The following is a 20,154-nucleotide window of genomic DNA, read 5'->3' as shown; positions in this document are numbered from 1 at the left end:
CGGCGCGAACGAACGAAGGTTCGCGTCGCTTGTTTTGGGATCGCAAATTTTCGATGATCCCGGTTTCCCTGCCTGGTCGCGGGCAGATAGAGGAGTGAAACATGAAAGTCGTCGCTTTCGAGCGTAGCAAGCAAGGTACGGGTGCGAGCCGCCGCCTGCGCAACTCGGGCAAGACCCCGGGTATCGTGTACGGTGGTGAAACGGACGTTCAACTGGTCGAACTCGACCACAACGCCCTGTGGCATGCCCTGAAGAAAGAAGTTTTCCACTCGTCGATTCTCGACCTGGAAGTAGCCGGCAAGTCGCAACAGGTTCTGCTGCGCGACGTGCAATACCACCCGTTCAAGCAGCTCGTGCTGCACGTGGACTTCCAGCGCGTCGACGCGAAGAAGAAGCTGCACACCAAGGTGCCGCTGCACTTCATGAACCAGGAAACCAACCCGGCCGTGAAGCTGGCGGGCGCGGTGATCTCGCACGTCGTGACGGAACTGGAAGTGGAATGCCTGCCGGCAGACCTGCCTGAGTTCCTGGAAATCGATCTGGCGAAGATCGAAGCCGGTCAGACGATGCACGCGAAGGACATCCCGCTGCCGAAGGGCGTGAGCCTGACGGTTTCCGTCGAAGCGGAAAACCCGGTGGTGGCCTCGGCTACCGTTCCGGCCGCTGTCGTGTCGGAAGGGACTGGCGAAGCTGCTGAAGGCGAAAAGCCGGCGGCCGAGTAAGCTCGCGGAATATCGCTATCCTCTCGATCCGTTCGCAAGAACGGTCGACGTGACCCGCCGGCGCGCAAGCCCCGGCGGGTTTTTTTTCGCTCTACATGATTCGACATGATCAAGCTGATTGTCGGCCTGGGCAATCCGGGCGCCGAGTACACCGCGACGCGGCATAACGCGGGCTTCTGGTTCGTCGACCAGTTCGCGCGCGATGCCGGCGCGACGCTGCGCGACGAGCGCCGCTTTCACGGCTTCTACGGCAAGGGACGTCTGCACGGCCACGAAGTGCATCTGCTCGAACCGCAGACCTTCATGAACCGCTCGGGACAATCGGTGGTCGCGCTCGCGCAGTTCTTCAAGATTCTTCCCGACGAGATTCTCGTCGCGCACGACGAACTCGATCTGCCGCCCGGCACCGTCAAGATGAAACTCGGCGGCGGCAGCGGCGGGCACAACGGGCTCAAAGATATTTCTGCGCATCTGTCGTCGCAGCAATACTGGCGGTTGCGCATCGGGATAGGACATCCGCGCGATCTAATTCCCGAAGGCGCGCGCGCGGGCGCGAAGCCCGATGTCGCGAACTTCGTGCTCAAGCCGCCGCGCCGCGAGGAACAGGACGTGATCGATCAGTCGATCGAGCGCGCGCTCGCCGTGATGCCCTTCGTCGTCGCCGGCGAAACCGAGCGTGCGATGATGAACCTGCACCGCAACTCTTGATTTTGGAGCCGACCTTGAGCCGTTTCTGGAGCGATATCGTCCATCGTCTGACGCCGTATGTGCCGGGCGAGCAGCCCGCGCTCGCGCATCCCGTCAAGCTCAACACGAACGAGAACCCGTATCCGCCGTCGCCGCGCGTCGTCGAAGCGATTCGCCGCGAACTCGGCGAAGATGGCGGCGCGTCGCTGCGTAAATATCCCGATCCGACCGCGCGCGCGCTGCGCGAAGCGGTTGCGAAGCATCACGGGCTGCGCATCGAGCAGGCGTTCGCCGGCAACGGTTCCGACGAAGTGCTCGCGCACGCGTTCCAGGCGCTGCTCAAGCACGACAAGCCGATTGCTTTCCCGGACATCACGTACAGCTTCTATCCGGTCTACGCGCAGCTCTACGGCGTCGAATACGAGACCGTGCCCTTGAACGCGGATTTCGCAATCGATGTCGACGATTACCGCGCCCCAGGCGGCGGCGTGCTGCTTCCCAATCCGAATGCGCCGACGGGCCGCGCGCTTCCGCTTTCGGAAATCGAAGTGCTGCTGAAGGCGAATCCGGACGCGCCCGTGATCATCGATGAAGCGTATGTCGATTTCGGCGCGGAATCGGCCGTGAATCTGATCGATGCCTATCCGAACCTGCTCGTCGTGCAGACGACGTCCAAAGCGCGTTCGCTGGCGGGCATGCGCGTCGGCTTCGCGTTCGGCGATCCGGCGCTCATCGAAGCGCTCACACGCGTGAAGGACAGCTTCAACTCGTATCCGCTCGATCGCCTCGCACAGGTCGCGGCGCTCGCATCGTACGAGGATCAGGCGTGGTTCGAGGAAAGCTGCGCGAAGGTCATCGCGAGCCGTGAGACATTGACCGCGCAACTGCAAGCGCTCGGCTTCGACGTGGTGCCGTCGGCCGCCAACTTCGTGTTCGCGAAACATCCCGCGCACGATGCCGCCGCGCTCGCCGCTGCACTCAAGGCGAAAGAGATTTTCGTGCGCCACTTCAAGCTGCAGCGCATCGATCAGCATCTGCGCATCTCGATCGGTACGCCCGACGAATGCAATGCGCTCGTCGCCGCGCTGAACGGGCTGATCGGGTAGGACGCGAAGGGCTTATCAGCCCTTCGCCGCCATCAGCGCGTGGTACTTGGCCATCAACTGCTCAGGCGACTCGACGTGCGCCGGGTCGCGCGGAATGCATTCCACGGGGCACACTTGCTGGCACTGCGGCTCGTCGAAATGGCCGACGCATTCCGTGCATTTGTTCGGGTCGATCACGTAGATGTCCGGACCCATCGAAATGGCGTCGTTCGGGCACTCGGGCTCGCAAACGTCGCAGTTGATGCACTCGTCGGTAATGATCAAAGACATGCTGCCACCAACTTTGCTAAAAAAAACAATACATTATAGCTTTTTCAGCCTATCGACGGTCGCGCATGACTGCCCAAAATCACGTTTGCGTGTTGCGGCTGAGTTGCATAGGTGTTGCAAATTGTGCAGCGCGCAAAGTCAGATAGCATGCGCCGCCATGACCAGCAAGACGTTTCTACACAATTGCGACGTATGCGAGCCCGAGTGCCCGAACGACGCGATTTCAATGGGCCCGAAAATATATGTGATCGACTTGGGCACAAACGAATCGCAGCGAGTGCTTAGCTCAACTCTGCAACCAATTGTCATTGAAGCGCTCGCTGCCTTGGAGTCGAGGCAGATCGGGCGTTGACGACGCCGACGCAAACAGCCGAGTGTGTTAAAGCGCGCGACTTCGACGTCGGGCGCGTGTGGTAAATTGTCACGAATCTCAAAGGGGTACAAACGGGTAATACCGTCGACGTCTGGCCAGGAGTGACCTTCGCGGCGGCTTGCAGAGATACACAATGGTGACCAAAACAACGCCGAAAAAAAAGACCGCCGCAAAGAAAACACCCCCGAAGCGACTTCCAAAGTCCACTAATTCGCAACGGTTCGAGCCGGCTAAACTTGACTCGCTGTTCTTCGTACTGGATGCGATCGCGTGGCTGGACAAAACTTCAAACGGCCTAGTGGCCCAGTTTGCTGGGATTGACCCGCGAACGGCGGGCAAGCTATTGAAGAACGCCTGTCAGATTGGGCTAGTCGACAGTATCGGGTCGGGCTACGCATTGGTGCTTCCCTACCCCTACAAGGGTTCTAAAGAACAGAAGGAAGCGGTGGTCAAGGAGGCACTCGTTCGGCATCCGCTTTTAACCGGAGTACGCCAGTTTCTCAGACTGGGCGATAAGACGGACGTTGCCCTGCGCAAGGCGGCGACGCTTGCTGGAATCTCGCCGTTCGTTCCAGGCGATCTCAATCCTCTGCTTGAATGGGCCCAGTCGCTTGGTGCGCTGCAACCAAGTCTGGTTGCTGAGGACCTCGTCGATGCGGCTGAGAGCAAGAAAGAGCTGCGCCACAAGGAGGATAGAGACCGGCGCATTGCGTTCCTGTCACACAGCTCAATGGACAAGCCCTTCATCCGTCAACTCGCGGCCGATCTCACTGCGAACGGGATTGATGTGTGGCTCGACGAGCAACGAATACGCGTTGGAGACTCGATACCTGAAAAGATAGCTCAAGGCTTGGCTGGCTCCGACTTCTTCCTGATCGGTATGAGCGAGCATTCAGCTAACTCTACTTGGGTTCAAAAAGAATTGAACAATGCGCTCGTTAATGAGGTACAACGGCGAAAGGTTCATATCTTGCCGCTGAAGCTTGATGACTCGCCCATGCCACAGATTATCGCCGACAAGCGGTACGCCGATTTCTCGAAGTCTTATAAGGCCGGCTTGGACGATCTGCTCAATGCACTGAAGGGTGATGTATGACTGCTGAAGAGAAAAAGATACGCCAGATGCCCAAGGGCGGGAGAAAAGGCGGCGCCATTTTTCCGCGAGTGGGGCTTAAAGATGCGCTTATCTACGCCCGAAAGTTAGTCAGCAAGACGCACGTCAGTGCACAGCCTAAGGATGTTATCTATCCCGGCGTGCTTGGAGCAAAGGGTAGCACCGGTGACATCCGATTGTCAGCTTTAAAGCAGTATGGCTTCCTCACCGGCGATGCGAAGTCGAATTACTCTGCCGATGCGTTGGCGAAGCAGATCGCAGCGTCACCGCAAGAGGAGTTGATTCCGCTGTATAGACGGGCGATGCTAAAGCCCGCAGTGTTCAAGAGGCTCTTCGATACTTTCCACGGTGACACTGTTACGAAGGCCAAGCTGAAGCAACGCGCTGCGGACTTAAAGGTCCATCCCGACGAGACAGAAACCTGTGTGGAGTTATATCTTGCTGGCATGCTGATCGCGGGTCTGGTGGCCGTTGAAGGTGATCGCGTTACGCATATGGCATCGGTCGATGTTTCGACTACGCCGAGCGTTACCGACGTAAGCACCATAGAGCCGGACTTGCCTGTGGATGTATCGGCAGACGAGGTGGCCGGGACGGAGAGTGACGCTGACGCCGACACGGAGACGGAAACGGGCATAGCAACGTCAATTAGCAGTAGCAGCGAAACCGCCTCCGATTCGCCACCGGCGAATGGCGCTCAACCGGGGCCACGTGCTGTCTTCAATGTCAATGTCACGCTGGATTCCAGCATGGATATTGAGAAGCTGCAGAAGCAGCTCGAACTCTTAAAGCGATTCGGCGCAATCTGATGCCGGTGGGGCATCCGACAGTGCCGCATTTACACGCTTGCTAACACCGGGCGCAGCCTCCCGATTCGGCAAACGCCTCGACTGAGATTCGTCAAACTGTGACGTGGTCAATCCCGCGGATAAGGCAAATTGGCAAAGCGCGTCCTTGCCCAAGCGGCAGAGCCCTGACTAAACGGACCTCCTTCGCGTCGGCAAGCTGCCCGCTCAGCGTGCAACCCGCAAGTCCGATAATCGGACTTGCGCACACAGCAACGGGGTCCGACTTCTGGCTTGCCAAAAACGTCACCAAGCATCTGGCAGCACGGCTTTCGCGCGGAGCGTGTGTAGAGCTACAGAGCGCGCCAAACCGCCATTGCCAAGCGCCCTGCGCTTCGACCGAGACCGTATGCGCCGGTTGCGCCCAAACGTCGGTGTGACCGACAATTTGCCCTACGGCCTGGCAGAAAAGCTGCCACACGTTTCGCCGCTTGGCTTCGCTGCGGGTGCAGCTACGAAGCGGAAGAGCGCGCCGAAACGCCGTTCCCACGAGCTGCGCTTCGAATTCACAGCCCATGCCAAATCAACATCTGCCTCGTACACACGGCATCAGACACGTCTTAGCCCAATACCACAACGCACGGAACGATTAAATCGATGAGTTCAGGTCACTCGATCAAAAACACCCCTACCGACGACGGATCCGCATGTCAGGCGATGGCTTTTCAGGTGCTCGACCAGTTGTCACAGATGTACGAAAACCTCGGCATCGATAAGACTGCTGCCGATTTTAAGCCGGACGTTATCGACGCGCTCGTATCTCAGCATATCGACCCGAACGAAATCGAGGACAGGTTTGAAACGGCCGATACGGGAGTCAGCAACATCGACATGATGCGACTGTCTTGTGCCTATGCGCTCGGTGCGTTGGCATCTTGGTCTGCAGATGACCTCGAAAACGCATGGATCGGCGTCGGACATGCCCAGTATTGGATGGGCGTCGCATTCGGCGTTGGCTTCATGAAAGGCGCTCGCAAGGATGCCTTGTCTGAGCGTTCACGTGCGGGAGCAAACAAGCGCGATGAGATGTACGCGCCGCTCCGACAGTTTGCGCGAAAGGAAGCAGCCGCCAAGCCCAACGGAGACCCATACCCGAGCAAGCGCAATGCAGCCTTGTCCGTCAAGAAAGCAGTTCTTGCGAAGGCGGCTGAACTCGAAATCGAACTGTCTGAGAATCAGGCCGAACGCACGATCACCAAGTGGCTGGACGGTATGTCGTTTGGTAGTAAAGAGTGAACGACTTGCCTGCAAACGGTTAACCACTTGCAGGCAAGTATGGCCCGTTCGGTACTGCGCGGGCTATTTTGCATTTTCGCTCCTGTTTAAAGTTCGTTTTGTCGATTAACTGATCGGCATTAACAAACTTTTCAAGGAAATTAATCATGCAAGCTCAATCCCGCGTTTCCCGGAACTCGATGTTTGGCCGCTTTGGCACTAACAAGAAGTTCGCGGGTTCTGCTCCGGCCCAAGCGCCCCTCAATAAATCCGATCTCGTCCCGAAAACTGACACTGAGCAGGCAGTTTCTGCGCAAGTCGAGTTGTTGCCATGTGACGCAGATCGTGGAAGTGAAAATCTTCAATGTCAGCGCGCCTGCAGGCTCTCGGCCATGCGCAGAGCACGACGTTCTGAGTGATCGGGATAACGCGCTCATCAACGCGTTCCAGACTTTCAAGAATCGCGATGGCTGCGCTACTCAGCGGAACATATCGGTCCTTGCCATTCTTTGTGATGGGCAAATATGCGACGCGTCGCTCAAGGTCAACATGCCTCCAGAGTAGAGACAGCAATTCGCCCTGACGCATTGCCGTTTCGAGCGCAAGCTTAACTAGCGGCACAAGCCACTTGCTACGCGACTCGTGACGCTCTGCATGCAATTCATGCAACAGCCGCTCAAGCTCTGCAGGCTTCAACAAGCGATTTCTACCAGGCGGTAATCGCGGCTTCTTGACAAGCTTTGCAGGATTGTTGAGGCTAAGCCCCCACTCGCGCTGAGCATGCGTTATGGCTGCACTGATTGTCGCCAGTTCGCGACAGACGCATGAGTTCGACGCGTCCTTGAGTCGTTGATCGCGATAGTCCGCGAGTATGCTGGTTGTGAGGTTGCCCATGCTGTACTCAGCGATCTTGTGCCGCATCATTTTTCCAATGCGGTATTCCTCGCTGCGCCTGCTGCGTTTTGTCGGTGTAACCGACTCTTTGTACCGCTCCAGCAGCTTGCCGAAGGTTATTTCGGTCGTACCGGCTGGATCGACCCACGTCCCGTCATCCATTGCGGTTTCGACGGAACGCGCCCAAATCTGGCCTTCGGCTTTCGTTGAAAACGATTTGTACTGCGTAGGAAAGCCCTTACGATTTATTTTGATCTGCCAACGCCCATTGCGTTGACTGAATGTCGCCATGCTTTTGTCTCTGAGTTGCGGTTGAGTTGCAAAAACATGACTTCGTGCAATTGAAAATGCTGAAAAGCCTCAGCCTACGGTTACCGAATTGATATGACCCCACTTTTCAGTTGATGCACTCGTCGGTAATGATCAAAGACATGCTTCACTCTCTTGCGCCGGTTTCGAAACCGGCATGACGCCCGCGCGCCTCATTCGATAACGACGAAGCGCGCGGGCCCGGCGCTCAGGGCGCCGCAGGATCCTTCTGCGACAGAATACCGACTTTGTCGATCAGCCGCTTTTCCACCGACGGGAACACGAACTTGCTCACGTCGCCGCCCAGCTGCGCAATCTCGCGCACAATGGTGCCGGAGATGAACTGATACTGATCGGATGGCGTCATGAACATCGTTTCGACATCGGGCAGCAGATAGCGATTCATCCCGGCCATCTGGAACTCGTACTCGAAGTCGGATACGGCGCGCAGTCCGCGCACGATGACGCGCGCGTTGTTCTTGCGCACGAAATCCTTCAGTAGCCCGGTGAAACTGCTCACCTGCACGTTCGGGTAATGCCCGAGAACCTCGTGCGCGATATCCAGCCGCTCCTGCAGCGAGAAAAACGGCTTCTTTGCCTGGCTGTGCGCGACGCCCACGACGAGCTGATCGAAAATGCTCGACGCGCGCCGGACGATGTCTTCATGCCCACGAGTGAGCGGGTCGAACGTACCCGGATACACGGCGACAACCATGAGCTTCTCCTCTTCTATTTACGTTGGGCCGCGTGGCCACGACGACCAACTCTCCCTCATTCCCCGTGAGATTGGCTGTACCAAAATCGGGAACGCGCATTATTCCTCATTTTCGCGGCGCAGCAAATGATAGCGGACTGCACCCGCCTTGCCTTCGCGCACGACGGTCCAGCCTGCGAGCGCATCGATGCCAGTCAGATCCAGCGGATCGCCGCATTCGACGTAAATTGCCCCATCCTGCGCGACGAGCGGCGCCGCCAGTTCCAGCGCGCGCAAGAGCAACGCCTGATCGCCGAACGGCGGGTCCAGAAAGATCACGTCGAACGAACCGTGCGCGAGGCTCGCGACGAGCCGCAGCGCATCCGCTTCCGCGATCTCGATGTTGCGCGCGCCGAGCTTCGCTTGGTTCGCCCTTATCTGCGCGGCCGCCTTCCCGCTCCTTTCGACCATCAGCACACGCGCCGCCCCGCGCGACGCCGCCTCGAAACCGAGCGCGCCGCTGCCCGCGAACATGTCGAGGCAGTTCTGGCCGTTCAGATCCTGGCCGAGCCAGTTGAAGAGCGTCTCGCGCACGCGGTCCGGCGTGGGCCTCAGGCCGTCCAGATCGAGCACGGGCAGCGGCGTGCGCTTCCAGTCTCCGCCGATGATGCGGATCGTGTGAGGTTTGCCTCCGCGCGACGGCGTATGGCTGGGCAAGGTGGATCGTGTAGCGGACGAGCGGGGCATAAAAAGACTGTTGGATTGGGCTTCGCCGGCCATTTTTGTTTGAAGATCGGCCGGCGCGGGCAATGAAAGCCAACGTTACCACACGCGCGCGCCACGCCGGGCGCCGCACGGGCGCGGACGGCGGCGCCTGATAAAATATGTGGCTACTATCCCATCGCGCAGGCCTCGCGCGTAGCGACTCGAAAGCGCGCAAGAGGCCATCGGTTCACGCGCGCATCATCGTCAAAATCCATGTTCAGCTTCTTCAAGAAATTCAAAAAGCCGGCTGACGCGCCGCTCGACGCTCCTCAGGAAGAAACCGTCGAGGCGGCCGAGGACGAAGAAATCTCCGACGCAGAGCTGGAACGGCAAGCGCTTGCCACCGAAGCGCCGCCGTCGGAAGCGGCGCAGCCCGAGGCGCCCGCAGAACCTCCTGTTCCCGTCGTTCCCGCATCGCCCGTCGAGGCGCGGGCGGAAGAATCGAAGGAATACTGGCAAGGCCGCACTCAATCGCAATGGGCGCGCGGTCCGGAAACGGATCTGGCGAGCGAGGAAATCGTGCCGCCGCCCGAGCCCGATCCGGTCGCGAAAAAATCGTGGATGTCGCGTTTGCGTCACGGTCTCTCAAAGACGAGCTCCAACCTGACGGGCATTTTCGTCAGCGCGAAGATCGACGAAGACCTGTACGAAGAACTCGAAACCGCGCTGCTGATGTCCGATGCCGGCGTCGATGCCACCGAGTTCCTGCTCGAATCGCTGCGTGAGAAAGTGCGCGCGGAGCGTCTGACCGATGCGTCGCAAGTGAAGGCCGCGCTGCGCGAATTGCTCGTCGATCTGCTGCGCCCGCTAGAAAAATCGTTGATGCTCGGACGCGCGCAACCGCTCGTGATGATGATCGCGGGGGTGAACGGCGTCGGCAAGACGACGAGCATCGGCAAGCTGGCGAAGCATCTGCAGCACTTCAACCAATCGGTGCTGCTCGCTGCGGGCGATACGTTCCGCGCCGCCGCGCGCGAGCAACTGACGGTCTGGGGCGAGCGTAACAACGTGACGGTGATCGCGCAGGAAAGCGGCGACGCCGCCGCCGTGATTTACGACGCAGTCGGCGCGGCGCGTGCGCGCAAGATCGACGTGATGATGGCCGACACCGCCGGCCGTCTGCCGACGCAACTGCATCTGATGGAAGAGCTGCGCAAGGTGCGCCGCGTGATCGCGAAGGCGATGCCCGACGCGCCGCACGAAGTACTGCTCGTTATCGACGCGAACACGGGCCAAAACGCCCTCGCGCAAGTGAAGGCGTTCGACGATGCGCTCGGTCTGACCGGCCTTGTCGTCACCAAGCTCGACGGCACCGCGAAAGGCGGCATTCTCGCCGCCATCGCGCGTCAGCGGCCCATTCCGGTGTACTTTATCGGCGTGGGCGAGAAAGTCGAGGATTTGCAGCCGTTCAGCGCGGAAGAATTCGCGGACGCGTTGCTTGGTTGAGCTTGAAGAGGGCGTCCGCGTGGACGCCTTTTTTCATCGCGCGAACGTCAGGGAAAGCGCGATCCACCACATCACGCAGCCGACGATCACATCGAGCACGCGCCACGACACGTCCTTCTCGAACCACGGCTCCAGAAGACGCGCCCCATAACCGAGCGCCGTGAACCAGACGACCGACGCGCACATCGCGCCCGCCGCGAACCACGCGTTCCCCGGCCAGCCACGCTGCGCGCCGATGCCGCCGAGCAGCACCACGGTATCGAGATAGACATGCGGATTGAGCAGCGACAGCGCGAGCACGGTGGACGCCGCGCCGATCGCCGTCTGCGAATCGCCGTCCGACGCGTTCAGATGCCCCGGTCCGCGCCAGGCCGCGAGAAACGCGCGCAAGCCATACAGAAACACGAAGACCGCGCCTGCCCAGCGGATCACGTCGAGCAGAAAGGGCGCACGCGCGATGAGCGCGCCCATTCCGCCGATGCCGAGCGCGATCAACAGCACGTCGATGAACGCGCAGATCGACACGACGATGCCCACGTGACGGCGCTTCAACCCCTGCCGCAACACGAACGCATTCTGCGCCCCGATCGCGACGATCAGGCTCGCCCCCAGCCCCGCACCCGACAAATAACCCGACAGCGCTCCGGCAGAGTCCGCTGCCGTCATTCGGCGTCCGGCTGCTGCGCCGGAGCGGCCCGGGCGAAGGCATCGAGCGTGCAGGCGTGATCGGCGATGCGCGCGATCGTCGGATAAGGCGTCACGTCGATGCCGAAGCGCCGCGCATTGAACACCTGCGGCACGATGCACAGATCGGCGACGGTCGGCGTGTCGCCGAAGGTCAGCGCGCCGACACGCCTGTCGGCGGCAAGCCGCGCTTCGAGCGACGCGAAGCCGGTCTCGACCCAATGCCTGTACCACGCGTCCTTCGCTTCGTCCGGCACCTTGACCTGATGCTTCAGGTACTTCAGCACGCGCAGATTGTCCAGCGGATGAATTTCGCACGCGACCTGCATCGCGACGGAGCGGACGAACGCGCGGTCGGACGGGGTTTTCGGCAGAAGCGGCGGCTCGGGATGCGTCTCGTCGAGATACTCGATGATCGCGAGGGACTGCGTGAGCACGTCGTTGCCGACGACGAGCGCCGGCACGATGCCGTCCGGATTCACCGCGCGATACTCGGGCTTGAGCTGCTGCCCGCCGTCGCGCAGCAGATGCACGCCGACGTAGTCGTAAGCGAGCCCTTTCAGATTCAGCGCGATGCGCACGCGATACGCCGCCGAGCTGCGGAAATAGCTGTAGAGCTTCATGTTCATGCGCTCAGACCACGCGCACGGCGAATTCGCCGATGCCGTCGACGCCGCCCTTCAGCAGATCGCCCTTCACGACCGCGCCGACGCCTTCGGGCGTGCCGGTGAAAATGAGATCGCCGGGAAAGAGCTCGAATAGCGTCGACAGATACGCGACGGTTTCACCCACCGACCAGATCAGTTGCGAGATGTCGGAACGCTGCTTTTCCTCGCCGTTGACGGTGAGCCAGATCGCGCTCTTTTCCAGATGCCCGACCTTCGACACCGGATGGATCGGGCCGATCGGCGCCGAGCGGTCGAAGCCTTTCGCCGTGTCCCACGGACGGCCAAGCTTCTTCGCTTCGGCTTGCAGGTCGCGGCGCGTCATGTCGAGGCCGAGCGCGTAACCGTAGACGTAATCGAGCGCTTGATCGACGGGAATGTCCCGGCCCTGCTTGCCAATGGCGGCGACGAGTTCCATCTCGAAGTGCAGGTTTTTCGTCTGCGACGGATACGGGAATTCGCCCGTCGAACCCGGCGCGACGTACAGCACGGCATCCGCGGGCTTGCTGAAGAAGAACGGCGGCTCGCGATCCGGATCGTGGCCCATTTCGCGCGCGTGGGCTTCGTAGTTACGGCCGACGCAGTAGATGCGGCGCACCGGAAACTGCTCATTCGAACCATCGACGGGCACCGCTGCGGCCGGCGCCGGAGGAAACACGTAAGTCATTCCGCTCTCCTGTTGCTGTTTTGACGTGCAGATTCATGAACGAATGCGCCAGCGCGAACGGCCGGCGAGAAAAAGGAGTTTAACGTGCGCGCGCAAATCGTGGCGAAGCTTGTCGGGCGCGGCTTTGCGAGCTTTCGGCGAGCTATCGGCGGGTCGGCCGGCGCTTCGTCATGAGCAGGCATCGGACGAAATTCGCGCGAAACGGTCGCTCGGTGCACCTTGCCAGCGCTCGTCAAATACGGTACTCAATAAACTTCTTGCACCTTAAAACGCGCGACGGCATCGCTCACAGTACGGAATTGAGCACCCGATCCGCCAACTTTCCGATGACCGACTCCGCTCCCCCCACTTTCGCCTGCGCGCGCTATATCAAGGAAATCGGCCGCGGGCCGAACGGCGCGCGCGCCCTCTCGCACGACGACACCTACGCCCTCTACGAAGCAATACTCGACGATCGCGTCGCCGAACTCGAACTGGGCGCGGTTCTGCTCGCCTATCGCGTCAAGGGCGAAACCGCCGCCGAGCTTGCCGCGATGCTTTGCGCAGCGCATCGCTCGTTCGAGCCGCTGCATGTTCAGGATGGCCGTGAACACGCGCGGCCCGTGTCGATTCCGAGCTACAACGGCGCGCGCAAGACGCCGAATCTCGTGCCGCTGCTGTCGCTCTTGCTCGCGCGCGAAGGCGTGCCGGTGCTGGTGCACGGCGTCACTGCCGATCCGGGCCGCGTCACGAGCGCGGAGATTTTCACCGAGTTGGGTATCGCGCACGCGGCTTCGCACGATGAAATCGAAGACAGCCTCGCGTCGCGCCGTCTTGCGTTCGCACCGATCGCCGTGCTTGCGCCGAAGCTCGCGCGCCTCCTGGTGCTGAGACACCGCATGGGCGTGCGCAACTCGACGCACACGCTCGTGAAAATTCTCCAGCCGTTCGCCGAGCCGGGTCTGAGGCTCGTCAATTACACGCATCCGGAGTATCGCGAGAGTCTCACGTCGCTTTTCACCGAGCATCCGGACGCGGCGGCGGGCGGCGCACTGCTCGCGCGCGGCACCGAAGGCGAAGCCGTTGCGGACACGCGCCGTCAGGTGCAGGTCGACTGGTTCCACGACGGCCACGTCGAAACGCTGATCGCGCCCGAGCATTCGCAGCCGCACGCGCCGCAGGTCGAACTGCCCGAAACGCTCGACGCCGCAACCACCGCGCGGTGGATCGAATGCGTGCTGCGCGGTGATGTGCCAGTGCCGCCCGCCGTCGCGCGCCAGGTCGAAGTGATCGCCAATGTGGTGCGCAAACCGGCCGTCGATCAGGCAAATCCCATTTGACACGGTATTCAACGCTGGTTTAAAGTCGTTCGCATGAGCTTCACCCAGCCTTCCTCCCTCCGAATTATCCCGGGCCGCCTAGCGCGGCCCCTATCGCTACGTCTAGCGTAAGTCGCCAGACGTAGCGCCGCGCGTCGCAAGGCGCCCGGTCCTGCCAGCAGTCCCAGTAGTTCCTTTTCTTATCACTTGTAGTCGTCAGCTTTTCGTTCGCGCATCCCGCGAAACGGAAACGCGAGGGTCAAATGCACGCTGCTTCGCGCACGTTCACGTTGGTCGCAGGCGTCACCGTCGCCGGTGATTCCGTGATATGCGCGCGCCGCTTCGTCTCACGTGCATCCCGCCACGCCCGGCCAGCCGCCGGACACGGCCTCTCTCGCAGGCGCTACGCACACTGTCCGAAGAGAGATCGACGATCATGATGCCGAACCCCGCCGAGAAGTACCGCCCGTTTCCGCAAGTCCGTCTGAATGGCCGCCGCTGGCCGAATCGCACGATCGAAAAGGCGCCCATCTGGATGAGCACCGATCTGCGCGACGGCAACCAGTCGCTCATCGAGCCGATGAGCATCGCCGCGAAGCTCGAGTTCTTCGAGATGCTGGTGAAGATCGGGTTCAAGGAAATCGAGGTGGGCTTCCCGTCGGCGTCGCAGACCGATTTCGATTTCGTGCGCAAGTTGATCGACGAAAAGCGCATTCCGGACGACGTGACCATCGAAGTGCTCGTGCAGTCGCGCCGCGAGCTGATCGAGCGCACGTTCGATGCGGTCGAGGGTGCGAGCAAGGTGATCGTGCATCTCTATAACGCGATTGCGCCGTCGTTCCGCAAGATTGTGTTCAATCAGTCGAAAGACGAAGTGAAGGCGCTTGCAGTGGAAGGCACGCGCGTCATCAAGGAATTCGCGGCGGCGCGGCCGCAGACGCACTGGATCTATCAATACTCGCCCGAAACTTTCAGCATGACGGAGCTACCGTTCGCGCGCGAAGTCTGCGACGCGGTCGCGCAAATGTGGCGTCCGACGCCCGATCACAAGATGATCGTGAACCTGCCCGCGACGGTCGAAGCCGCGATGCCCAACGTGTTCGCCGATCAAATCGAGTGGATGGACCGCAACATGGGTTTTCGCGACAGCATCGTGCTGTCGGTGCATCCGCATAACGATCGCGGCACGGCGGTCGCCGCGGCAGAAATGGCGGTGCTCGCGGGCGCGGATCGAATCGAAGGATGTCTTTTCGGCAATGGCGAGCGCACCGGCAACGTCGATCTCGTCACGCTCGCGATGAATCTCTACACGCAAGGCATCGACCCGGGACTCGATTTCTCCGATATCGACGCCGTGCGACGCGTCGTCGAGCGCTGCAACCAGATTCCCGTGCATCCGCGCCATCCTTACGCGGGCGACCTCGTGTTCACCGCGTTTTCGGGTTCGCATCAGGACGCGATCCGCAAGGGATTCGCGCAGCGCGTGCCGGGCATGGTGTGGGAAGTGCCCTATCTGCCGATCGATCCCGCCGATCTCGGCCGCAGCTACGACGCCGTGATCCGCGTGAACAGCCAGTCCGGCAAGGGCGGCTCCACTTACTTGCTCGAACGCGGGCTCGGCTTCACGCCGCCGCGCCGCGTGCAGATCGAGTTCAGCCACGCCGTGCAGCAGATCACGGATGCATCCGGCGCCGAAATCGGCGGCGACGCGATCTGCGAACTCTTCAAGCGCGAGTATTTCGACGCGGGCGGGCCGGTTTCGCGCGTCGACGTATCGACGTTGTCGGTATTCGGAAAGCGCGTCACGGTGGCGCCGCCGGCGAGCGCGACGAGCGGCGACGCTTACGCGCAGACGGTCGCCGCAGCGCTCGGCGTCAATGCGAACGTGAACTGGTTCGAGACAGCCATGACGGCGGGCGGCGATACGGCGGCGTTCGTCGGCTGCCGCGTCGGCGACGGCCCGGCGCGCTTCGGCGTCGCGGTGCATGCGAATCCGGCGCTCGCTGTCGCCGATGCGGTCGTGAGCGCCGTGAACCGCTCCGGGCGCGTCGTAGGGAGCGTGCGGCAGGACGAAGCCGTAGAAGCCTGACGAACGGCGCGCGTGGCTATTCGAGCGCCACGCGCGTCGCCTGCAGCGCGAGCAACTGCCATTGGCCCTCGCTCTGCACGTGAACGGCGGTATAGGCGATCGGAAACAGCAGCGCACCGTTCTTCGATTCCATCTCGATCAGCGCGCGCCCCGAGACGAGGCACGTGTCGCGGCCGGCGGGCAGCACGTCCTGCGACTGGATTTCGATCTGCCGATAACGCCGGCGGCCCGCGGTGATCGCGTCGATGAACTGGCGCTTCGTCTCGCGCTTGCCGTTCGTGTGGACGTAGCTGACGTTCTCGGCCAGCAGCGCGTCCAGCGCCGGGCCGTCGCCCTCGACCATCGCACGGAAGCGGTCGCGCTCCAGGCCGCGAATGGCCTCAATGGTTTTTGCCGGCATCTGTCGAGTCCCCTTGTGTCGAGGAACCGATGCGCCGGCGCCTCGTCAGAAGTTGTATTGCAGATATAGCTGGCTGAAATTTATACCAGGATTCGGCTCTTTGATACCGGCGTTCGATAGATGCTGGAACCGATAGCCCGCCTGATAGTTCTGCTTCTCGCCGAAGATCATGCCGACGCCCACCATATCCGCGAACTGGAACGACGTCGCCACGGAGAAATCCTGCGTGATGCGGGTATGCGAAAGCAGCCGTACGCCGACGCCGGCCTCGATGAACGGCCGGAAATAGCCCGAACTCTTCACGAAGCGCAGTACCGGCGTCACGCCGAATTCCCAGATGTTCGGATGGACGGCGTTGTCCTCGGTCGTGTGCCAATACGACACGTGACCTTCGCCGATGAGCGTGAAGTGGAATCCGCCGATCTCCCACCAAGTGAGGCCGGGATCCCAGACCGCGCCGAGGTCGGCTTTCTTGATGTCGCGATCGGCGACGCCGCCCGCGATCTGAAGGCCGAACCGATCGGCGTGAGCGGCCGCCGACGCGAGGCCGAATGCGGCACAAACCGCCACACGGGACAGCGGACGATGCCACGAACTCTTGTTTTTATGCATGAGCACCCCATTTTCTCGGATGACGGGCGTGTTTCCTTAAGAGCGTTGTCTGGCGCATTCTAGAGACGTTTTTCAGAATCTGCAGGAATCGCAGCCACGCACCCCGTTTTGTTGAATTTTCTTTCGCCGCAGCGCACCGAAGCGGTAATCGATTCGAAAGCGCACACACGATCGGTATTTTTTTCTACGTTTGCCGCAACGGTCTGTCCTATTGATTCCGCAAATTCGATAGCATTTGTGGGAACTCCCGCATTCCCCTCCTCTCTAACACTTAGCACTCGCTGAACCGGAGTGCTAATATCGTGTCTGAGTTGTCGCTGTTGTTAAGCGGCGAATGAATTGTTGATAAGGAGCTTATGAGCGTGACCAATGCGATGACCCTTCCGAATGTTGTGAGCTCGGCACCTGCCAAGGCATCTTCGGCAGGCGCGCTGACGTACGCACAGTCTTCGATGCTTACCGGCCAGATCGGCAACATCGATTCATACATACAAGCAGTGAACCGTATTCCGATGCTTTCGCAGGCGGAGGAACGTCAGTACGCCACCGAATTCCGCGAGCAGGGCAACCTGAACGCCGCGCGCCAGCTCGTGCTTTCGCACTTGCGACTCGTCGTGTCGATCGCCCGTAACTACCTCGGTTACGGCCTGCCGCACGCGGACCTGATCCAGGAAGGCAACATCGGTCTGATGAAAGCCGTGAAGCGCTTCGACCCGGAGCAAAACGTGCGCCTGGTGTCGTATGCCATGCACTGGATCAAGGCCGAGATTCACGAATACATCCTGCGCAACTGGCGCATGGTGAAAGTTGCGACGACGAAGGCGCAGCGCAAGCTGTTCTTCAATCTGCGCAGCCACAAGACCAGCCATTCGGCGTTCACGCCGGACGAGATCGAAGGTCTCGCGAGCGAGTTGAACGTCAAGCGCGAGGAAGTCGCGGAGATGGAAACCCGCTTGTCGGGCGGCGATATCGCGCTCGAAGGCCAGGTCGAGGACGGCGAGGAAGCGTTCGCGCCCATCGCCTATCTGGCGGACTCGCATAACGAGCCGACCAACGTCATCGCCGCGCGCCAGTTCGACAAGCTGCAAAGCGATGGCTTGGCCGAAGCGCTCGAATCGCTGGATGAGCGCAGCCGCCGCATCATCGAGGCGCGCTGGCTCGAGGTGCAGGACGACGGCTCGGGCGGCAAGACGCTGCATGAACTGGCCGACGAGTTCGGCGTTTCGGCGGAGCGCATCCGCCAGATCGAGGCGAGCGCAATGAAGAAGATGCGCTCGGCGCTGCACGAGTTTGCGTAACACCTGACTGTGTCGTAGCAAAAACTGCAAAGCCCGCCGTCGATGACGGCGGGCTTTTTCTTTGGCCTCGCGCGGATGAACAAACGGCGCCCGAAGGCGCCGCCCGCTTTCAAGCGTCGTTCATCGCATCACGCCGGCATCGGCGCAGCACCGCCGCCGTTGCCCGACAAGCGCGTGGACAATTGCGTCGCATACCGCTGCGCCGCCGCGCCCACGACGATATGGAACGTATCGGCCGACACCCACGCGACATCCAGCGTCGACAAACGCTGACGATCCACCGACGACGGATCGCGCACGACCACGCGCAGGCGCGTCTGGGCCACCGCGTCGAGCGATGCGACATTGGTCGCGCCGCCAAACACTGCGAGCCAGCGGAACGGATCCGGATCGAGCGGGCCGGGCGTCTGATCGACGCTCGCCGTCGCTGCCACCGGTTGCGCCGGTGTCGACGAAGCGGGCGTCGCGCCGCGCGTCGACGAGTGCTCGAGTTCGCTGCGGATTTCATCGGCGATCAGGTCCGCTTCCGGTCCGATGATCACCTGCACGTTGGTCGCGCCGCGCTTGAGCACGCCACGCGCGCCGATGGTTTTCAACTGCGGTTCCGACACCTTCTCCGAATCCACCACCGACAGACGCAGACGCGTCGTGCAGGCATCGACGAGCGTCAGATTGGATGCACCGCCCAGCGCCGCGACGTACTTTGCAGCGCGCGTGTTCGATGCCGCCACCGCGCCTGGAACCGGCGGAATCAGACCGCCGGCGACCGTCGTATCGGCGTCGGTTTGTGCGTCGGTCGTGGCCGGCTCGCGGCCCGGCGTCGCCATGTTGAACTTACGGATGAAGAAGCGGAACAGGCCGTAGTAGATGACGAAGTAGACGACGCCGATCACGAGCGCCATCCAGCCGCGCTGCGACAGGCCGTAGTTCAGCACGTAGTCGATCGCGCCCGCCGAGAACGTGAAGCCGAGATGAATGCCGAGCGCCGAGCAGATCGCGAGCGACAGGCCCGTCAGCACGGCGTGGATCGCGTACAGAACCGGCGCGAGGAACATGAAGCTGTACTCGATCGGCTCGGTCACGCCCGTCAGGAACGCGGTCAGCGCCATAGAGAACAGCAGACCGCCGACGATCGCGCGGCGCTCCTTCGGCGCTTCATGGAACATCGCGAGACACGCAGCCGGAAGGCCGAACATCATGATCGGGAAGAAGCCGGTCATGAAGCCGCCCGCGGTCGGATCGCCCGCGAAGAAGCGATGCAGGTCGCCGTGCACCACCGCGCCGCCGCCGGGCGGCGTGAACGAGCCGAACACGAACCACGCGAGCGAGTTGATGATGTGATGCAGACCCGTCACGAGCAGGATCCGGTTGAGCACGCCGAACACGAAGGTGCCGAGCGCGCCGGCCGTCGTCAGCCAGTTGCCCGCGCTGTCGATCGCCGCCTGCACAGGCTGCCATACGTAGCCGAACACGATGCCGAGTATCAGACACGCGACACCCGTGACGATCGGCACGAAGCGCTTGCCGCCGAAGAACGCCAGATACTCGGGCAGCTTGATGTCCTTGTACCGGTTGTACAGATAGCCCGCCACCACACCGGCGATGATCCCCGACAACACGCCCATGTTGAGCTTGTCGTTGATGTCCTTCATCACGGCTACTTCGATGAGATAGCCGATCGCGCCGGCGAGACCCGCCGTGCCGTTATTGTCCTTCGCGAAACCCACCGCCACGCCGATCGCGAACAGCAGCGGCAGGTTGGTGAAAATCGCATCGCCGGCATCGGCGATCATCTTGATGTTGAAGACATCGGGCTGGCCGAGACGCAGAAGCAGGCCGGCCACCGGTAATACGGCGATCGGCAGCATCAGCGCGCGACCTAGTCGCTGCATTTTTGCAAACGGGTTGGCGTCCATCGGGTTCTCCAAAAATATAAGTCTTGTCGTTACTGCTTCGGGGATTGCTGGGGTTGAAGGCTCCGCGCATCCGTCCGTCGCTTGG

The 20,154-nt window shown here is 61.3% G+C and carries 20 protein-coding genes; 10 read left to right on the top strand and 10 right to left on the bottom strand.

The genetic code is table 11. The annotated features are described in order from the left end of the window. The first annotated feature begins 101 nt into the window (after positions 1 to 101). The 3 genes from NCS28_RS01130 (at position 102) to hisC (ending at position 2,515) form a co-directional block, all read left to right on the top strand. Positions 102 to 722 (top strand): 50S ribosomal protein L25/general stress protein Ctc, encoded by a 621-nt coding sequence (locus tag NCS28_RS01130; RefSeq protein WP_250512042.1) that lies wholly within the window; start codon positions 102 to 104, stop codon positions 720 to 722. Positions 723 to 827: 105 nt separating this feature from the next. Then, complete coding sequence (gene pth / locus NCS28_RS01125; protein WP_035497577.1) at positions 828 to 1,430, top strand: aminoacyl-tRNA hydrolase; 603 nt, start codon at positions 828 to 830, stop codon at positions 1,428 to 1,430. Positions 1,431 to 1,444: 14 nt separating this feature from the next. Further along, the gene (gene hisC, locus NCS28_RS01120; protein ID WP_250512041.1) at positions 1,445 to 2,515 is read left to right on the top strand and encodes a histidinol-phosphate transaminase; all 1,071 of its coding nucleotides are present in this window, start codon (positions 1,445 to 1,447) and stop codon (positions 2,513 to 2,515) included. A gap of 15 nt (positions 2,516 to 2,530) precedes the next feature. Here the strand turns inward: hisC and NCS28_RS01115 are convergent, their stop codons facing one another. Then, on the bottom strand, positions 2,531 to 2,785 hold the full coding sequence (locus NCS28_RS01115) for a YfhL family 4Fe-4S dicluster ferredoxin (protein ID WP_250512040.1): 255 nt from the start codon (positions 2,783 to 2,785) through the stop codon (positions 2,531 to 2,533). A gap of 506 nt (positions 2,786 to 3,291) precedes the next feature. Here NCS28_RS01115 and NCS28_RS01110 point away from each other — a divergent pair. From NCS28_RS01110 to NCS28_RS01100, 3 genes are all read left to right on the top strand, one after another. After that, on the top strand, positions 3,292 to 4,254 hold the full coding sequence (locus NCS28_RS01110; protein WP_250512039.1) for a toll/interleukin-1 receptor domain-containing protein: 963 nt from the start codon (positions 3,292 to 3,294) through the stop codon (positions 4,252 to 4,254). Next, positions 4,251 to 5,081 (top strand): hypothetical protein, encoded by an 831-nt coding sequence (locus NCS28_RS01105; RefSeq protein WP_250512038.1) that lies wholly within the window; start codon positions 4,251 to 4,253, stop codon positions 5,079 to 5,081. Before NCS28_RS01110 ends, NCS28_RS01105 begins: the two co-directional genes overlap by 4 nt. A gap of 633 nt (positions 5,082 to 5,714) precedes the next feature. Further along, on the top strand, positions 5,715 to 6,353 hold the full coding sequence (locus NCS28_RS01100; protein WP_250512037.1) for a hypothetical protein: 639 nt from the start codon (positions 5,715 to 5,717) through the stop codon (positions 6,351 to 6,353). Positions 6,354 to 6,593: 240 nt separating this feature from the next. Here the strand turns inward: NCS28_RS01100 and NCS28_RS01095 are convergent, their stop codons facing one another. The 3 genes from NCS28_RS01095 to rsmD form a co-directional block, all read right to left on the bottom strand. Continuing rightward, a complete protein-coding gene (locus tag NCS28_RS01095) occupies positions 6,594 to 7,517 on the bottom strand; it encodes a tyrosine-type recombinase/integrase (protein ID WP_250512036.1) in 924 nt (307 codons plus the stop codon). A 226-nt stretch (positions 7,518 to 7,743) separates the two neighbouring features. Continuing rightward, positions 7,744 to 8,250, bottom strand: a complete 507-nt coding sequence (coaD, locus tag NCS28_RS01090; protein WP_061116884.1) for a pantetheine-phosphate adenylyltransferase — start codon at positions 8,248 to 8,250, stop codon at positions 7,744 to 7,746. A 99-nt stretch (positions 8,251 to 8,349) separates the two neighbouring features. After that, entirely contained in the window at positions 8,350 to 8,976 is a 627-nt protein-coding gene (gene rsmD / locus NCS28_RS01085) for a 16S rRNA (guanine(966)-N(2))-methyltransferase RsmD (protein WP_250512035.1), read from the bottom strand. A 231-nt stretch (positions 8,977 to 9,207) separates the two neighbouring features. On the opposite strand from rsmD, the gene ftsY reads away from it, so the two are divergent. Next, the gene (gene ftsY / locus NCS28_RS01080) at positions 9,208 to 10,440 is read left to right on the top strand and encodes a signal recognition particle-docking protein FtsY (RefSeq protein ID WP_250512034.1); all 1,233 of its coding nucleotides are present in this window, start codon (positions 9,208 to 9,210) and stop codon (positions 10,438 to 10,440) included. Positions 10,441 to 10,473: 33 nt separating this feature from the next. Here the strand turns inward: ftsY and NCS28_RS01075 are convergent, their stop codons facing one another. The 3 genes from NCS28_RS01075 to NCS28_RS01065 are packed head-to-tail and all read right to left on the bottom strand — an operon-like array spanning position 10,474 to position 12,456. Beyond that, positions 10,474 to 11,106: a LysE/ArgO family amino acid transporter gene (locus tag NCS28_RS01075; RefSeq protein ID WP_250512033.1), complete on the bottom strand. Its 633-nt coding sequence runs from the start codon at positions 11,104 to 11,106 to the stop codon at positions 10,474 to 10,476. Then, the gene (gene maiA / locus NCS28_RS01070; RefSeq protein WP_250512148.1) at positions 11,103 to 11,747 is read right to left on the bottom strand and encodes a maleylacetoacetate isomerase; all 645 of its coding nucleotides are present in this window, start codon (positions 11,745 to 11,747) and stop codon (positions 11,103 to 11,105) included. Before maiA ends, NCS28_RS01075 begins: the two co-directional genes overlap by 4 nt. A 10-nt stretch (positions 11,748 to 11,757) precedes the next feature. Further along, positions 11,758 to 12,456, bottom strand: coding sequence for a fumarylacetoacetate hydrolase family protein (locus NCS28_RS01065; RefSeq protein WP_250512032.1), 699 nt, complete (start codon positions 12,454 to 12,456; stop codon positions 11,758 to 11,760). 326 nt (positions 12,457 to 12,782) lie between these two features. On the opposite strand from NCS28_RS01065, the gene ybiB reads away from it, so the two are divergent. Both ybiB and leuA read left to right on the top strand, forming a co-directional pair. Next, positions 12,783 to 13,775, top strand: coding sequence for a DNA-binding protein YbiB (gene ybiB / locus NCS28_RS01060; RefSeq protein ID WP_250512031.1), 993 nt, complete (start codon positions 12,783 to 12,785; stop codon positions 13,773 to 13,775). Positions 13,776 to 14,190: 415 nt separating this feature from the next. Next, positions 14,191 to 15,843 (top strand): 2-isopropylmalate synthase, encoded by a 1,653-nt coding sequence (gene leuA, locus NCS28_RS01055; RefSeq protein WP_250512030.1) that lies wholly within the window; start codon positions 14,191 to 14,193, stop codon positions 15,841 to 15,843. A gap of 16 nt (positions 15,844 to 15,859) precedes the next feature. Here leuA and NCS28_RS01050 read toward each other — a convergent pair whose 3' ends face one another. After that, positions 15,860 to 16,243: a nuclear transport factor 2 family protein gene (locus NCS28_RS01050; protein WP_250512029.1), complete on the bottom strand. Its 384-nt coding sequence runs from the start codon at positions 16,241 to 16,243 to the stop codon at positions 15,860 to 15,862. A 45-nt stretch (positions 16,244 to 16,288) separates the two neighbouring features. Further along, the gene (locus tag NCS28_RS01045) at positions 16,289 to 16,855 is read right to left on the bottom strand and encodes an acyloxyacyl hydrolase (protein WP_250512028.1); all 567 of its coding nucleotides are present in this window, start codon (positions 16,853 to 16,855) and stop codon (positions 16,289 to 16,291) included. A 362-nt stretch (positions 16,856 to 17,217) separates the two neighbouring features. On the opposite strand from NCS28_RS01045, the gene rpoH reads away from it, so the two are divergent. Beyond that, a complete protein-coding gene (rpoH, locus tag NCS28_RS01040; protein WP_250512147.1) occupies positions 17,218 to 18,153 on the top strand; it encodes an RNA polymerase sigma factor RpoH in 936 nt (311 codons plus the stop codon). 128 nt (positions 18,154 to 18,281) lie between these two features. On the opposite strand, the gene nagE is transcribed toward rpoH, so the two are convergent. Continuing rightward, positions 18,282 to 20,069 (bottom strand): N-acetylglucosamine-specific PTS transporter subunit IIBC, encoded by a 1,788-nt coding sequence (gene nagE, locus NCS28_RS01035; RefSeq protein ID WP_250512027.1) that lies wholly within the window; start codon positions 20,067 to 20,069, stop codon positions 18,282 to 18,284. Positions 20,070 to 20,154: the final 85 nt, after the last annotated feature.

The sequence above is a fragment of the Caballeronia sp. INDeC2 genome, from assembly GCF_023631325.1.
Taxonomy (GTDB): Bacteria; Pseudomonadota; Gammaproteobacteria; order Burkholderiales; family Burkholderiaceae; genus Caballeronia.
Note: the sequence above shows the minus strand (reverse complement) of the source record. Positions and strands in the feature narration are given on the sequence as shown.

Coding starts and splice junctions, on each gene's coding strand:
- NCS28_RS01130 (WP_250512042.1), top strand. CDS start 102: ATGAAAGTCGTCGCTTTCGAGCGTAGCAAGCAAGGTACGGGTGCGAGC.
- pth (WP_035497577.1), top strand. CDS start 828: ATGATCAAGCTGATTGTCGGCCTGGGCAATCCGGGCGCCGAGTACACC.
- NCS28_RS01115 (WP_250512040.1), bottom strand. CDS start 2,785: ATGTCTTTGATCATTACCGACGAGTGCATCAACTGCGACGTTTGCGAG.
- NCS28_RS01110 (WP_250512039.1), top strand. CDS start 3,292: ATGGTGACCAAAACAACGCCGAAAAAAAAGACCGCCGCAAAGAAAACA.
- NCS28_RS01105 (WP_250512038.1), top strand. CDS start 4,251: ATGACTGCTGAAGAGAAAAAGATACGCCAGATGCCCAAGGGCGGGAGA.
- NCS28_RS01100 (WP_250512037.1), top strand. CDS start 5,715: ATGAGTTCAGGTCACTCGATCAAAAACACCCCTACCGACGACGGATCC.
- NCS28_RS01095 (WP_250512036.1), bottom strand. CDS start 7,517: ATGGCGACATTCAGTCAACGCAATGGGCGTTGGCAGATCAAAATAAAT.
- coaD (WP_061116884.1), bottom strand. CDS start 8,250: ATGGTTGTCGCCGTGTATCCGGGTACGTTCGACCCGCTCACTCGTGGG.
- rsmD (WP_250512035.1), bottom strand. CDS start 8,976: ATGCCCCGCTCGTCCGCTACACGATCCACCTTGCCCAGCCATACGCCG.
- ftsY (WP_250512034.1), top strand. CDS start 9,208: ATGTTCAGCTTCTTCAAGAAATTCAAAAAGCCGGCTGACGCGCCGCTC.
- NCS28_RS01075 (WP_250512033.1), bottom strand. CDS start 11,106: ATGACGGCAGCGGACTCTGCCGGAGCGCTGTCGGGTTATTTGTCGGGT.
- maiA (WP_250512148.1), bottom strand. CDS start 11,747: ATGAAGCTCTACAGCTATTTCCGCAGCTCGGCGGCGTATCGCGTGCGC.
- NCS28_RS01065 (WP_250512032.1), bottom strand. CDS start 12,456: ATGACTTACGTGTTTCCTCCGGCGCCGGCCGCAGCGGTGCCCGTCGAT.
- ybiB (WP_250512031.1), top strand. CDS start 12,783: ATGACCGACTCCGCTCCCCCCACTTTCGCCTGCGCGCGCTATATCAAG.
- leuA (WP_250512030.1), top strand. CDS start 14,191: ATGATGCCGAACCCCGCCGAGAAGTACCGCCCGTTTCCGCAAGTCCGT.
- NCS28_RS01050 (WP_250512029.1), bottom strand. CDS start 16,243: ATGCCGGCAAAAACCATTGAGGCCATTCGCGGCCTGGAGCGCGACCGC.
- NCS28_RS01045 (WP_250512028.1), bottom strand. CDS start 16,855: ATGCATAAAAACAAGAGTTCGTGGCATCGTCCGCTGTCCCGTGTGGCG.
- nagE (WP_250512027.1), bottom strand. CDS start 20,069: ATGGACGCCAACCCGTTTGCAAAAATGCAGCGACTAGGTCGCGCGCTG.